At 60.9% G+C, this 14,057-nt stretch carries 13 protein-coding genes; 7 read left to right on the top strand and 6 right to left on the bottom strand.

Going from position 1 to position 14,057, the window contains the following annotated elements; all coding sequences use genetic code 11:
- Positions 1 to 60 precede the first annotated feature (60 nt).
- The gene (locus BLT08_RS16310; RefSeq protein WP_090310014.1) at positions 61 to 1,287 is read right to left on the bottom strand and encodes a polysaccharide deacetylase family protein; all 1,227 of its coding nucleotides are present in this window, start codon (positions 1,285 to 1,287) and stop codon (positions 61 to 63) included.
- 244 nt (positions 1,288 to 1,531) lie between these two features.
- On the opposite strand from BLT08_RS16310, the gene BLT08_RS16305 reads away from it, so the two are divergent.
- From BLT08_RS16305 to BLT08_RS16290, 4 genes are all read left to right on the top strand, one after another.
- Entirely contained in the window at positions 1,532 to 2,284 is a 753-nt protein-coding gene (locus tag BLT08_RS16305) for a pirin family protein (protein WP_090310011.1), read from the top strand.
- Between the two features lie 227 nt (positions 2,285 to 2,511).
- Positions 2,512 to 2,733 (top strand): DUF7130 family rubredoxin-like protein, encoded by a 222-nt coding sequence (locus BLT08_RS23825; protein WP_090310008.1) that lies wholly within the window; start codon positions 2,512 to 2,514, stop codon positions 2,731 to 2,733.
- A 141-nt stretch (positions 2,734 to 2,874) separates the two neighbouring features.
- Positions 2,875 to 4,146, top strand: a complete 1,272-nt coding sequence (locus tag BLT08_RS16295) for an ethylbenzene dehydrogenase-related protein (protein ID WP_090310005.1) — start codon at positions 2,875 to 2,877, stop codon at positions 4,144 to 4,146.
- Between the two features lie 81 nt (positions 4,147 to 4,227).
- Positions 4,228 to 5,544, top strand: a complete 1,317-nt coding sequence (locus BLT08_RS16290) for an MFS transporter (RefSeq protein WP_090310002.1) — start codon at positions 4,228 to 4,230, stop codon at positions 5,542 to 5,544.
- A gap of 33 nt (positions 5,545 to 5,577) precedes the next feature.
- On the opposite strand, the gene BLT08_RS16285 is transcribed toward BLT08_RS16290, so the two are convergent.
- Both BLT08_RS16285 and BLT08_RS16280 read right to left on the bottom strand, forming a co-directional pair.
- A complete protein-coding gene (locus BLT08_RS16285; RefSeq protein WP_090309999.1) occupies positions 5,578 to 5,988 on the bottom strand; it encodes an arsenate-mycothiol transferase ArsC in 411 nt (136 codons plus the stop codon).
- Between the two features lie 95 nt (positions 5,989 to 6,083).
- Positions 6,084 to 6,872 carry a creatininase family protein gene (locus BLT08_RS16280; RefSeq protein WP_217636381.1) on the bottom strand — a complete coding sequence of 263 codons (789 nt, stop codon included), beginning with the start codon at positions 6,870 to 6,872 and terminating at the stop codon, positions 6,084 to 6,086.
- 197 nt (positions 6,873 to 7,069) lie between these two features.
- Between BLT08_RS16280 and BLT08_RS16275 the strand changes: the two genes are divergently transcribed.
- The 3 genes from BLT08_RS16275 (at position 7,070) to BLT08_RS16265 (ending at position 10,237) form a co-directional block, all read left to right on the top strand.
- Positions 7,070 to 8,323, top strand: coding sequence for a Zn-dependent hydrolase (locus tag BLT08_RS16275; protein WP_090309996.1), 1,254 nt, complete (start codon positions 7,070 to 7,072; stop codon positions 8,321 to 8,323).
- Between the two features lie 187 nt (positions 8,324 to 8,510).
- Entirely contained in the window at positions 8,511 to 9,683 is a 1,173-nt protein-coding gene (locus tag BLT08_RS16270; RefSeq protein WP_090309994.1) for an MFS transporter, read from the top strand.
- Positions 9,684 to 9,835: 152 nt separating this feature from the next.
- Positions 9,836 to 10,237 (top strand): nuclear transport factor 2 family protein, encoded by a 402-nt coding sequence (locus BLT08_RS16265; RefSeq protein WP_090309990.1) that lies wholly within the window; start codon positions 9,836 to 9,838, stop codon positions 10,235 to 10,237.
- 550 nt (positions 10,238 to 10,787) lie between these two features.
- On the opposite strand, the gene BLT08_RS16260 is transcribed toward BLT08_RS16265, so the two are convergent.
- From BLT08_RS16260 to BLT08_RS23110, 3 genes are read right to left on the bottom strand one after another with little or no spacing between them, the layout of a single operon-like run.
- Positions 10,788 to 13,205: a bacterio-opsin activator domain-containing protein gene (locus BLT08_RS16260; RefSeq protein ID WP_245724252.1), complete on the bottom strand. Its 2,418-nt coding sequence runs from the start codon at positions 13,203 to 13,205 to the stop codon at positions 10,788 to 10,790.
- Between the two features lie 34 nt (positions 13,206 to 13,239).
- The gene (locus BLT08_RS23820) at positions 13,240 to 13,419 is read right to left on the bottom strand and encodes a DUF7563 family protein (protein WP_449406633.1); all 180 of its coding nucleotides are present in this window, start codon (positions 13,417 to 13,419) and stop codon (positions 13,240 to 13,242) included.
- Entirely contained in the window at positions 13,406 to 13,582 is a 177-nt protein-coding gene (locus BLT08_RS23110) for a hypothetical protein (protein ID WP_175529350.1), read from the bottom strand. Before BLT08_RS23110 ends, BLT08_RS23820 begins: the two co-directional genes overlap by 14 nt.
- Positions 13,583 to 14,057 lie beyond the last annotated feature (475 nt).

Raw genomic sequence — 14,057 nt, 5'->3', positions numbered from 1 at the left:
TGCAGATGTCTCTGCTGTTGAAACAGATTTGAAAACCACTTCGGGAATCTCGCTTAGATCTCAAAAGAGGAACTCCCGCTCGAGATCCTGCGGCAAAATCACCTCGAGTTCACCCCGAGACTCGTACTCGCGGAGCGTTTCGACCAGCGTCTCGAACGCCTCGAGGTCATCGTCCTCGAGCCGGTGGTAGAACATCGACGTGATCCCGCCCATCTCAGCCGTGCGCTCGAGTTCGGTCTCGATGCGCTCGTCGTCCGGTTCGGCGATTCGGGAGGCCAGCACGGTATTCGTGGTGTACCCCTGTACCGGTTGGCCGCCGCCGAAGCCGATCGCGTGGTAGTCGTCGACGAGTTCGAGCGTCGTCTCCTCGTACTCGCCGAACGGGTAGGCGAAGTACTGGGCACCCTCCTCGAACCCCTGCGCCTCGAGCCACGCCTTCCCCTCGCGGATCTCGACCTCCTGTTCCTCGGCGTCGAGTTCCGGGAGTTCCGGGTGGCTCACGGTGTGGTTCGCGATACACCAGCCGGCGTCGTGGAGTTCGTGTAGCTGATCGGTCGTCATTCGCGGGTCACCGCCGACATCGCCGCCGTCGACGTAGTCCGGGTTGATGAACGTCACCGCGGGATAGTCGTACTCCTCGAGAAGCGGCAGCGCCTCCGTGTAGTCGGTGACGTGGGTGTCGTCGAACTGGATCATCACCTTTCCCGTCTCCGGGCGAGGGGTGAAGTGGAAGTCGTCGAACCAGATTGTCCGTTCGTCGTCGTCCCCTTCGGGGATCCGTAGGTGTACCTCGTCGACGCTCGTCGCGTCGAACCCGTCGTCGACGTCGGTTACGCCGAAATTGTATCGCTCGAGCGGCAGGTCGCCGGTCACCGTGCGACGGTACTCGATCGTTTCCCCGTCGCTGTCGACCAGTCGCAGCCACGGGACCACCAGCTCCTCCGACGCGACCGCGACGCCGGGAACGACGTCCGTCAGTTCGCGCGACTCCGAGAACGATTTCGAGAGCGTCGCCGGTTCCTCGTCGGTCTCGAGTCGAGCGCTCTGCGAGCCGACGAGCACGCGACCCTCGTCGGCCGACAGGGTGGCCCCCTCGACGTCCCAGCGATCTAGCTCCTCGAAGTCGTCGTCGGTTCCCGCACCGTCCGGGTACTCGCTCGAGTCGTTCGCTCCGTCCTCGACCTCCGACTCCGACGGACCGTTCGCGGCGTCGGTACGGCCTGTAAGTCCCACCGCTGCCGTTGTGGCACCGAGGTAGGTCCGGCGGTTCAGTTTCGACGAATCCATCGGCGTCGATTGTCGATCCGTGCCGTCTTTTGTCTACCCCCTGATCTATACGGGCTCGAGTCGTCGCAGTCCCTGATCCGGACCGCCGGCGGTCGTTTTTTCTCTCGAGCGGCTATCGGTCCTCCGGACGATCGGTCGGGGACCCGGCACGAATTCGCGAGAGAGTGGTTGGGTACGTAAACGAGTGGACCCGGTAACGCACTCGTCACCGCGCGCATATGAGGCTCCGGCCCCAACATCGGTTATGAACCCTGAGTCCACGACGAAACTCTACAAAGCGCCGCGCACGGAGATCTCGCAGAATCAGGGACGGTTTCGAATTCACTTCAACTTTCCCGGACACAACCATCCGGAGCACGACGATCACGGTTACGGCCCCCTCGCAACCGTCGTCGAGTCGTTCATGGATCCCGAGACGCTGATCTCGATGCATCCCCACCAGAACGAGGAGATCATCTCGTGGGTCCCGTCCGGCGTGATGCGCCACGACGACCGACAGGGAAACCAGCTAGTTACCGACTCCGAGCACCTGATGGTAATGAACGCCGGCAGCGGCTTCTGGCACGAAGAACGCACGCTCGCGGACGATCCGCCGCTGCGAATGTTACAGATCTTCGTCCGGCCGCACAGTCTCGATCTCCCGCCGACCATCCAGCACGAACCGATCGCTGATCCGGTCGCCAACGAGTGGCGACACCTCTTCGGTCCCGAGGGCTCCGACGCGCCGCTGTCCGTGCGCAACGACGTCCACTTCTACGACGTCCACCTCGAGGAGGGTGCCAGCGTCGACTTGCCGACGAAGACCGACTGGGACACCTACTTCTACGTGTTCGAGGGCGCGGTGACGGCCGATGGAACGCGCTTCGACGAGACGGAGAGCGGCCTGCTCGTCGACGGAGACGGGCTGACGGTCACCGCTGAAACCGAGACGCTGCTCGTCGCGTTTTGCATCGATCCCGACGCGCCGATCACCCGTCAGGGGACTATCGGTCGGTGAGGGGCCACCGAGCATTGGATCGGCTCGCAACCGATCGCAGTATCTCGCTAACGCGTCCGAACCGGACTGCGCCGACGATGCCGTCGTGATACTCCTGTATACTGGCCCCGAAATCCCTACACAACCGACTGAAAGAAAGAACAGCGATTGAGCTGAAACGAATCCGCTGAGTCTCACTGCAACAATGGTGTGCTTTAACATGCCATGGAATCGTAGGTTGATTCGTGATGAGTTTCGATAGCAATTCCCAATCCACCCGAGACGACCGTGATAACAAAGAGGAAACCGAGATCCCGCTCGGCGAACCGCGAGACCCCGAGAGCCAAACTCACACGATGTGGCGGTGCCAGGAATGCGGAGAGATGGGACGACTCGGGGACACGCTCCCAAAAGAATGTCCGGGATGCACCGGGCCGAGAGAGGACTTGTATTATTGGGAAGAGGACTGATTTTCGTCGCGGTCCTTTCCCCTCATCTGATCACGTCATCGCTTCGTTGGCGACGGAACAAGCGACGTCCCAATCGTGGTATGCAACGACGTCCATCAGTCACCCATCAATACAAGAAATCCCCTGACTGATTGATTCGACGTGACTCCCGACTGGCGACCCAAAGAGACCGTCAAACGGTTACGGACACGGATCGCATTCAACGAGCAACAGATCTACTTCCGATTCGCGTGGGAGCAACCCGATCCCGGTGGCTGGCTCCACGATATGCTCGTCTATCAGGACGGGGAGTGGCAACAGTTCGGCAGTCCGTCGCCGTGGGTTGCCAGAGGCGACCACGAGAATCATACCGGATTTTACGAAGATCGCGTTAGCTTTCTGTTGGACGACGGCTCCGTGACGGGTGCCGAGCAGTTCGGGGGGTGGTTGACCGTCCACACCGGCCAGCGGTCTCTACCCAGTCAGGTCCCCGAATCGGACGTCCGCGAACACGAACACTTTGGGCCGGACGGGTTAGACAAGACGGATATCCGGAAGTACATCCCACAGGCATGTGCGGGAGAGTGGTGGGAAAACGACTGGCAAGCGGTTAGACCACAGCACGAACTCGAGCAGCTGAAAGCCGATGGCGTGTTTCTCGACCTGCCGATGTGGCGTGCGCATCGTAGTAACCCGAAGGGCTACGGGACGGACCACCACGTCCTCGAGTATCGTCACAGCGATCAGGGCCAAAATACGTACACGACCCAAAATTGGGACCCCGAGGACGGCCCCGAGTACATGTGGGACCCGGACGTGGTCGACGGCGGTGCGCTCGACTATACGGAGATTCGTGACGGGAATCTCCCAGACCAACAGGACGGGACGTACGCCCTAGAACTGGAGGATGCAGTGGCGTTCGATCCGGCTGTCGCGGAGTGGGAGGGCGCGATGATCCCGCGACGACCGTTGCGTGAACCCCATGGAAGTGCGGCGGATTGGAAGGCCACCGGGACGTGGGAAGACGGCGAGTGGACCGTCGAAATGTGGCGCGATCTCGAAACGGACCATCCTGGCGATACCAAACAGCTCCACCCTGGCGAGGTCTATACGTGGTCGCCGGCCGTTCATCACGGGGCTGGCCAACGATGGCACTGGGTCGCCTATCCCTACAAGGTAGGACTCGGCGTGAAACCCGATTACGTGGGCGACCGATACACCGATGGAACGACCGAACTCGTCGCTGACGAGTTCACCAGCGATGCGCCGAACTGGGACTCGATCGAGTCGTATACGATCCCACTCATCTTTCCAGGAATCCTCACGTGGGACGACCTCGCCGGTTCAGCGCACGCACGTCGTTCAGAGATCCGCAACGCGAAGATCACGATGTGGGAACTGTACGAGAAAGATCCCGCTTCGTTCCTCCCCTGAAGACTACCGAGAGATGTCACCATCCCAGCCCAAATCGCCGACTTCGCTGGTATTTATGTCCACGAGTGACTGAGAGATAGTATGGCAGAGCAACAGGTTGAAGTTGCCGGACCGATGGATGCCTTCCGGCAGTTCTTCTCGCTTCAACGAGACGTTTTGGTCCTCTCGTTGGCGATGTTTGCGTTCAGCCTTGGCTTCCAGATGACCAATCGATTCCTTCCGGAGTATCTCGTCTTTCTCGGCGCAACTGGGTTTATCGTGGGTCTGTTTGCCACGCTTGGGAACGTAATCGGGGCGGTCTTTCCGTACTACGGCGGGGTCGTCTCCGATCGCGTCGGATCACGGTATGCCTTGACCGTCTTCGGCTTTCTGTCGACGTTCGGATTCGCGATCTGGTTTGCTGCCGCCTATATTCCGGCGATCGATCTCGGTGCGTTCGTCCTCGAGCCGTGGGTCTGGGTATTCGTCGGCCTGTTGTTGGCCCAGTGCTGGAAGTCGTTCGGAATCGGCGGCCACTACGCGATCGTCAAACAGGCCACCGAACCGAGCCGACTGGCTCGCGGGTTCGCCAGTACGGAAACGTTCCGACGAACGGCGTTTCTGATCGCGCCGCTGATCGTCGCCGCCCTCGTGGCCGACCAACTCATGCCCGGCTTCCTCTGGGTACTCGTGATCGCCATCGTCTTCGCTATCCTCGGCACAATCGTACAGCACCTGTTGTACGAGACCGATACGGACACCGTCGGCAAAGAGTTCCAGGGCTTCGGTCAGATTCTCACCGATCTACGGGCGCTTCCAGAGCCGTTACGCCCACTGTTGGTGGCAGACACGTTCGTTCGGTTCGCCAACGGGATGGTGTACGCGTTTTTCATCCTCGTGATCACGCAACTGATGCGGATCGGACTGACGGTGTCGCTTCCCGTGTTCGGCACGATCGATCTGTCGCCCGCCGCGTTCTTCGGCATTCTCCTGAGCGTCGAGATGTTTATCGCACTCGTTACGATGGCCCCCGCGGCCAAAATCGCCGAGTACGTCGGACTCAAGCCGGTCGTTGGGCTCGGATTTTTGGTCTACGCCATCTTCCCTATCATGCTGATCTTCGCGCCGGAAAACGCGTGGGTATTGATCGCGCTGTTCGCGTTCTCGGGACTGCGCTTCGCTGGGTTACCGGCTCACAAGGCACTGATCGTCGGACCGGCTGAACGAGGCGCAGGAGGTCGAGTGACCGGGTCGTACTACTTCGTCCGCGGTGCGATCGTGATCCCCAGCGGGGTACTCGGTGGGTTCCTGTGGGAGTTCGTGGACCCGACAATTTCGTTCACGATCGCATCGGTCATCGGGATGATCGGCGTCGCCTACTTCGTGATCTTTGGCGAGGAGTTCGAGGCCTACCAGTAGTTGACAGCTAGATGACTAGTTGGCCTCGGTAGTTCACGTTTCCAACTGGTCGAAAAACTCACTGACCCGACGCTTGATTTCGTCTCGTTGCGTTCGCGTTGCCTCGAGGTCATCGCCCTCAGGATGGGGCAATTCCCACGTTTCGGCTTCACCGTTCCAGTTCTCAGGCCGGAATTGATCGACTGAGCAGCCCATCGTAATAACGTAGTCCACATCCCTGATGTCGTCGGGAGAAATCTCTCGAGGAGTTCGGTCGCTGATATCGATTCCCTCCTCTCGGAGTACGTCGATGACCTCTTCGTGAATGTGTTCGGCTGGATCGGTTCCACCGGTAACAATCTCCATATCGACGTTGCGTTGGTCTCGCTCTCGTTCGGCGAACGCTGTTGCCATCTGGCTTCGCCCTGCGTTTCCGACGCAGACGAACGCGAGTTTTATCGTCATTACAACGAGGTTAGCTCTCACTGCCGGTAAGACTTGGGCACAGTTCGATCTTCAGATCGTGATCTATCCACCTCCATGACTTCAACAAAACCCGTTCAGTTTCGCTGCTCGATTTCGTCGACCAACAGACAGATGTTCGAAACGGCCGCTTCCACCAGCGTCTCCCCCTTCGCTTCCGTCGCGACGGTCGGATCGCCGACATTCCCCGTCGGCGTCAGTTCCGCCATATCCTCGGCGGTGAGCGCCCATCCGACTTTGTTCTCACCGAGGGCGTCGTAGTCGGTCAACGGGAGCGATTCGTCCCCCGGTTCGACGGACTCGGCGCGATCCATATCGACGAGTTCGGGGAACAACTCGAGCATGATGCTCGTCTCGAACTCCGAGGCGTGAAAGGAGACCTCGCCGGTGCGGATCTCCGCTGCGACGTCCGCGAAGAGATTCACGAGCGGGACGTGAAACGCCGTCAGGTCGGTTTCTTCTTGGAGTTTGCGAACGACGATCTCGAGTTCGGGGTCCTGTGCGAGGTAGTGACCGTTGAGCAACAGGACGGTTTCGATCCCCCAGTCGGCCGCGGACGCACAGACGCCGAAGACGTATCGCTGGAACGTCTCCGTGGAGACGGTGAACGTACCGGGTTTGAACGTGTGGTGGGGACTGACTCCGTACCAGATCGGCGGTGCGAGTAGCGCCGGACTGCGCTCCGCGACGCGCTCGCCGATCGCCTCGGGCATGAAGACGTCGACGCCCAGCGGCAAGTGGTGTCCGTGTTGTTCCGTGCTTCCGACGGGCAGCAGTAACGTACTGGTCCGCTCGAGGGCGGCCTCGATCTCCTGCCAGCTCATCTCCGCGACGCGGTACGGATCGGTGTCGGAATCGGTGCTCATACGGGCCGTTCGGGACGACGAAGCAAAACGAAAGCGAGGCCGGAATACGTGCTGTCAGTGTCTATCGACGGCCAGTAGCTGTGCATGCTGCGTTCGTCTACGGCCAACGGATGTGTTGCCAGTCTTTGTCGATGATCAACGGATGCCCAGTCCGTCGACGACCAAAGGATGAAGCCGACGCTACGGAAATCTCCAGTATGGATCTCGCTGTAAACGGAGCGCGATTACGGTCCGATATCGAGACCAACGCCGAGTTCGGCGCCGTCGACGTTTCTGACGGCCGCGCGCGGACGGTTCGGACGGGAACGCCGGCGAACCGACGCGCTCGAGACCACCTCGTCGATCGAATGGAGGCTGCGGGACTCGAGGTGCGAACGGACGCCGTGGGGAACGTTGCCGGTCGATGGGAGCACCCGTCCGCAACCGGCGCCGCTCCTGTCGCCGCCGGCAGCCACCTCGATTCGGTACCCGAGGGCGGCATCTTCGACGGGCCGCTCGGCGTCTATGCCGCGCTCGAGGCGATCCGAACGATGCGGGACGCGGATCTTCGTCCCGACCGACCGATCGAGGTCGTCTGTTTTACCGAGGAGGAGGGCGGTCGCTTCGCGTCGGGACTGCTCGGTTCGTCCGTCGCTTCCGGACATCGATCGGTCGAGGAGGCGCTCGAACTGACCGACTCGGACGGGGTCAGGCTCGAGGACGCGCTCGAAACGATCGGCTACCGCGGCGACGGACGGTTCGACGCCGCGAACTGGGACGCGTGGCTCGAGCTACACATCGAGCAGAGCGACCGCCTCGAAACGGCCGGCGTCTCGGCCGGCGTCGTCACGACGATTACCGGGATCACTCACTGCGAGGTGACGATCGAAGGCGAGGCGAACCACGCCGGCTCGACGCCGATGTCGGATCGGACGGACGCGCTCGCGGCGGCGAGCGAGTTCGTCCTCGATATCGAGCGCGCCGCAAACCAACTCGTCGCCGAGGAGAGCCCCACTGCCGTCGGGACCGTCGGGTCAGTGGACGCAGCGCCGAACGCGACGAACGTCGTTCCGGGACGCGTCCAACTCGGCCTGGACGTCCGCGACGTCGAATCTGGCTCGATGAACGAACTCGTCGACCGAGCGCGCCGTAGCCTCGATCGCCTCGAGCGGACGCGAGGAGTGACGACGACCCTTTCGAGGCCGTTCGATCTCGAGCCGATACCGATGGCCGATCGGTGTCGCGATGCGCTCCACGAAGCCGGGGACGCCCACTCCGTGGAGACGGTCGAACTCCACTCCGGTGCCGCACACGACACGATGCACGTCGCGTCCGTGACCGACGCGGGAATGCTGTTCGCTCCGTCGCGTGATGGGATCTCGCACAGTCCGCTGGAGTGGACGGACTGGGACGATTGTGCTGCGGCGACGACCGTCCTTACCGGCGCACTGGCGCAACTCGTCGAGGCGTGAACTCCATCTTCTCGTTTATTTCATGCGAACACTGACATTCCAATCCGCGTCCGAGATGAACTATTGATTTGAACCGTCTCTCGTGGACGTTGTTACATACTGGTGACAAACGAGTCACATACCCCGTTCCGGTTCCACTACAGTCAAAAGAGCGGGCCGAGAAACCCAATCAGCGACCGGAGCTCCAATGAAATGGCAGTATCGTGATACCGTTCTCCTACTGTGTACGTGTGCGTTTTTCGTAACGTACTTCGCGAGACTCGCGTTCAGTCCCGTCGTTCCGTTCATCACCGATGATTTTTCGGTTTCGAACACCCAGATCGGGATCGCGCTGTCGGGGATGTGGATCGCGTACGGACTGACGCAGTATCCGAGCGGGTTGCTCGCCGACCGGTTCGGGGAGAAACGAATCATCCTCCTGTCAGTCGGCGGTACGGCTGTGCTGAGTTTCGTCGCCGCCGCGTCGCCGGTTTTCGTCCTCTTTTGTCTGGGCGTCGCCGGGATCGGTGCAGTCGCCGGACTCCACTATACCGTCGCGTCGACGCTGTTATCGCGGACGTACGACGACACCGGAACCGCAATCGGTATCCACTCGCTCGGCGCACCGGCCGCCGGATTGATCGCCCCGGTGGCTGCGGCTTGGGTCGGTGTTCGATACGGCTGGCGACCTGCGGTTGCGCTCGTCGTACTGTGTGCACTCCCGATATTCGTGCTGTTTCTGTGGCGAGTGCACCCGACCGAGCCGCGCCGGCCCGATACGGAGTCGACGGATCGGAGTATCGGTGGCTCGTTCGTTTCGTTTCTCGTACGGCCGACGATTGCGTTCTCTACCTGTGTTGCGATCCTCGCGATGTTCGCCATCAACGGACTGATCTCGTTTCTCCCGACGTTTCTCGTCGAATTCCACGGCTATACGCCTACATTGGCCGGCATCGTCTTTTCAGCGTATTTCGTCGCCCGGGGTGGAACGCAGATTGGAGTCGGCGCCCTCTCGGACTGGTACGATCGCGATGTCGTCATAGCGGGGTGTTTGTTACTGGGGATGGTGGGCATTCTATTGTTCCTGCTCGATTCGGGTCTCTGGGTCGCCTTTTTGGCCGTTCTCTTGTTCGGGACCGGAACGAGTTTTTTCGCGGCGCTGGAACCCAAGATGCTCGATAGATTGTCCGAGAGCGAGCGAAATACCGGATTCGGTGTGTTTCGAACGGCCTACGTCGTCGGCGGATCGACCGGTTCCATCGGCGTTGGAGCGTTCGCGGACGCCCTCGGGTGGCACCGAACGTTTCTCATCCTCGCCGTTCTTTTCGCCGCTTCGTTCACCCTCGTTGCGATCAATCGCCTCTTCAGACTCGGATACTGAGGGACGAACAGCGGAACTCTCGTCCGTTTAGAGCGCGGAGGAGTCGGTACCGTCGCGTAACGGTCGGTCGATAAGTCTGGTCGCCGTCGTTGCGTATCGGTCGTCGAAGAGGAGGACGGTATCTTTATCCAATCAGCGCTGTTTTTCGACCCATGGCTGTAGATGACACGCACGCTATCCGGCGACTCAAACACGAGTATTGTTTCGCGATCGACGCCGGGAACTACGAGGAGTGGGCAGCACTGTTCACCGAGAACGGCCGGTTCGTCCGTGACGACGGCTCTACCTTCGAGGGTGCCGACGAACTCTACGAGTTCGCCAGTGAACGCTTCGATGCCGCATTCGACCGTGTAGCCCATCTCGTCACCAATCCCGTCATCGACGTCGATGGCGACGACGCGACCGGCCAGTGGTACCTCTTCTTGCTGTTCCAAGATGACGATGGCAACGTCGGTTGGCGACAGGCGAAGTACAACGACCAGTACCGGAAGGTCGATGGAGCGTGGAGAATCGTCGAGTCCGAGGTCACCTACGGCGTCCGAACCGACGACTGACGGCCGCCTTCGATTCATCTTTTCGACGATACTTGCTGGTTCGATCGTACGCAGCACTGGAAATTGCGCGGAACCTGCGTATCACACCGAACGTCCTTACAGTTACAATAGTAACCTTCCCAAAAATTGGTAGCTATTTAACAATAGGTAGCTATTAAACTCCTGACCCCACCCGAATCTGTCTGTGATGGTTCCGCGCTTAATCCTGGTACCCCGGTGTCTCCCATCCCTCGGTTGTCGACTACGATTTCGAGAACTCCACGTACGAATATCGTAACAACTGAAACGAGTTACACACTAACCGCACAGCCGTCGTGCGATCAGGTGTGTATTGACTTTCAGTGGCTACTGTAGGCAGAACTAATTCGGGCACTTGTTATCAAATCGACACCTCAGCGACCAACCGCCCGAATTTCGCCCTCGTGAAGCGTGCGCCCGGCAGGAGACCTCGACTCCCCGTTGGTTTCCGACGGTCTGCCGGCTCCGCCGCCCCCTCGCTGAAGGCACAAAGCGTGCCAACACGAGCCTGGCCCGTCAGAGTGGGCTGATATCAACGCAGTTCGTCGTCGAAGAACGCCGATAGCAGGCTCAACCCACCCTTCCGGAGGTGCTGGTGCAGCGTCGACGACGAGACGCCCATCGAATCGGCGAGTTCCTCGGCGGTGGTCTTTCGCGGCCAGTCGTAGTAGCCGGCGAGGTAGGCTGCCTCGAGCGCCGCGCGCTGTTTCTCCGTGAGTTGTTCCGCGACGCCGTCACGGAACTCGCGGGCGGTCAGTATCGAGCGTTCGCGGTCTCGCTTGGCGACGAGTTCGAGCGTTTCGAACTCGCGCTCGAACGCGGCCACGATCTCGCGGACGTCCGACGTCTGCGGCGCTTCGAGAACGACCGTTCCCTCCCCGCCGTCGGCGACTGCAGATCGGACCGACGCTCCCTGCTCGAGTGCGAACTGAACCATCGAGTGGGACGTCACCGATTGAAGCACGAACCCGTCAATCCACTCCGAGACCACGCGGGCGCTTTCGATGTGGGTCGCGCGCTCTGCGATCTCGAGGACGGCCGCCGGCTCGGCGCCGGAGATCGTGTCGTAGGTGATGATCCGTCCGTTTTCGATCGGAACGGCGCGCTCGAATTCGCACTGGCAGTCGAGATCGGCCGTCACCTGCGTGTAAAAGACGGTGGGGTCACGCAGCGTGAACTCGAGTTCGACGATCGAGTCGGAGAGGAGCAACTCCCGACCTTTGAGTGCGTTCTTCGCGAAGCCGATGACCCTGCCGAGCGCCTCGAAACCGGCGATCGCATCCTCACAGAAGACGTCGTCGCGGATGCTATTGATGACGAGAACGCCGACGGTCTGATCGCCGTACAGCAGCGGAACCGCTGCGATCGCTTCGATGTCCGCGTCGGATTCACGCTCGCTCGAGTCGTCGATCCCGGCGATATGGTACTGCCGAACGATTTGCATTTCCTTCGTTTCGATCGCCCGTTCGACGGTTCCGCCGCCGATTTTCGAGAGCGCTCGCTTCGTGATCGCGTCGAGATAACTCGCTTCGACGCCGACGCCGACGGTTCTCACGATCCGATCCGTACTGCCGTCGAGGAGACCGATCCAGGCGCTCCGGTAGAGATCCGAATCGACCAGTCCCTCGCAGATCGTTCGGTCGAGTTCCTCGCGGGTCGTCGCCGCGACGAGCCCGGTCTGGATCTCGGTATTGACGGTGTTGATTCGACTCAGCGTCTCCAGTTTCTGGTGTTGCTGGCGTAACTCTCGTTCCTGGGTGCGAAACAGGCGCGTTCGATCGGCTCGAACGAACGCCGCTTCCATACCCATCGCAACCATCTCGGTAAGGGAGACGTCGCTATCGTCGACCGCTTCGGCACCGGAGACGAGGAGACTGAGGACGCCGTACGGGCCGATCGGAACGTGGACGCTGGAGCCTTCGTCGGCCAACCTCGACGCGTCTCCCGAGACCAGCTGTATCCGCGTCGATTCGGCTCTGAACGCGGATCCAGCGAGCGTGGCGTCCAGATCGTACGCCGTCCGCGTCTCGAGGAGCTCTCGAGCACCGTCGGTCAGGGCGCCGTACTCGAGACGGTTCGCGTCTCGATCGAAGAGGCGGACGCACGCGAACTCGAACCCGAGCACGTTCTCGATCGCCTCGACGCCGATCCGGGCGATGTCGTCGTGCGTGTCGGCGTTCATCAATTCGCGGGAGACCCCGTTGAGCGCCTCGAGCTGGTGTTCCCGCGCTTTCCGTTCGCTGACGTCGCGGACGAGACAGACGATTCCGTCGTCGAGGGCAGTGAGCGAGTGGTCTTGATGAAAGCGCGACCCGTCCGCCCGCTCGCCGACGGCTTCACCGCGCCAGTACCCCTGCTCCAGAAGAATCGGCAGGGCCTCCCGTTCCAGACGACTGACTTCGTCGTCGGGAAAGAGGACGTGCCAGGTGGTCCCGATGAGGTCCGCGGGGTCGTCGTAGCCGTGAAGGTCGGCGAGCGCGGGGTTGACGTAGCGAAGGACACCGGCTTCGTCGGAGAACCCCATCCCGTCCACGGCCGATTCCATCATCGCCGACCGTCGGCTGAGTTCGTGCTCGCGTTCGACGCGGTCGGTGATATCCCGGACGACACCGACGGTACCCACGAACTCGCCGTCTACGAGGAGGACGGACAGCCGCAGCTCACACGGGAGTACGCTGCCAGTCGCCGTTCTGACGTCGAGTTCGAGCGTGGCCGTCTCCTCGCCCGTGCGGACCAGGTCGCTGATTCGCCGTTCGATCCGCTCGATCGTGGCGTCGCCGAGAAGAACCGAGACGTGCCTCCCGAGTAACTGGTCGCGATCGTATCCAGTCGCGTCGACGACCCGATCGTTGACCGTAACGAACCGTCCGTCGCTATCGAGCTGGTAGATGCCATCGTCGACGGCGTTCTCGATGGATTCGATCGAGTGATCCGTCCGTTCTCTATTCACTGTGTTCTCTAATGCCATGCTTCTTGTTACCGTCTTATACGCGTTGCTCGAGTGTGAAGGGAGCAGTCCGTGCGCCACGGTCGGACGAGGGACGCCCCCATTGTCGTGCTGGCTCCACACAGTACAGACAGCCCCTCACGCTCCCGTCGTTGTCTCCGAACACCCGCGCGTACGCTCGGGAGAGATCGCTCCCACAAGTATTACAGGAGCGCATTGTCGACGCGGAGTGCGTTGGTTTCTTCCGTTTCGTACGCGGCCATGATGAGGCCGACGACTTCGGGATTCGATGGCTCGTACCCGAGTTGCTGTTCCATACTGGTTTTGATCTCTTCGAATCGGTTACTCTTCGAGCCGTAGAGTTTGATGTGTGATGTCATGGGTTGTTCTGATTGTCTCCGCGGCCGCAGATCGTCGCCCAACGGCGACTCGAACGCCGGTATCCGCCGAAATCGTTATCGAGGCCACCGGCAGGGGTGACGGCGATGATGGCGGCGACGCACCGTGGCAGGTCCGGATCGCGTCGCGCCGACACTCGTCGCCCGAGATAGCAGCAATCGACCGGTTCGTTGAACGAACCCCGAACGACGGTCAACAGCTACTATACGATTACAAACGACACGCTATGGTACGAGTTATCCGCCTATGTGGTTGGATGCCGTACAACCTAGATCCATTGATTGGCTCGTATTCGTGGTCCCGCCTGCCGGTTTTGGAGACCGCGCCGTGCTATCGATTGAGTAGCTCGGTGCGCTTGCGGCTCTCCGCCGCGCGAGCGAGCAGCTTTCCGTTGCTCGAGGGACTAACTCTCGGTCGCGCGAGTCGATAATTGAGTGAAGACGGACTACGAAGACG

The organism is Natronorubrum texcoconense, from assembly GCF_900100335.1.
GTDB lineage: Archaea > Halobacteriota > Halobacteria > Halobacteriales > Natrialbaceae > Natronorubrum > Natronorubrum texcoconense.
The sequence above is the reverse complement of the archived record's forward strand: the minus strand, read 5'-3'. Positions and strand labels throughout refer to the sequence as shown.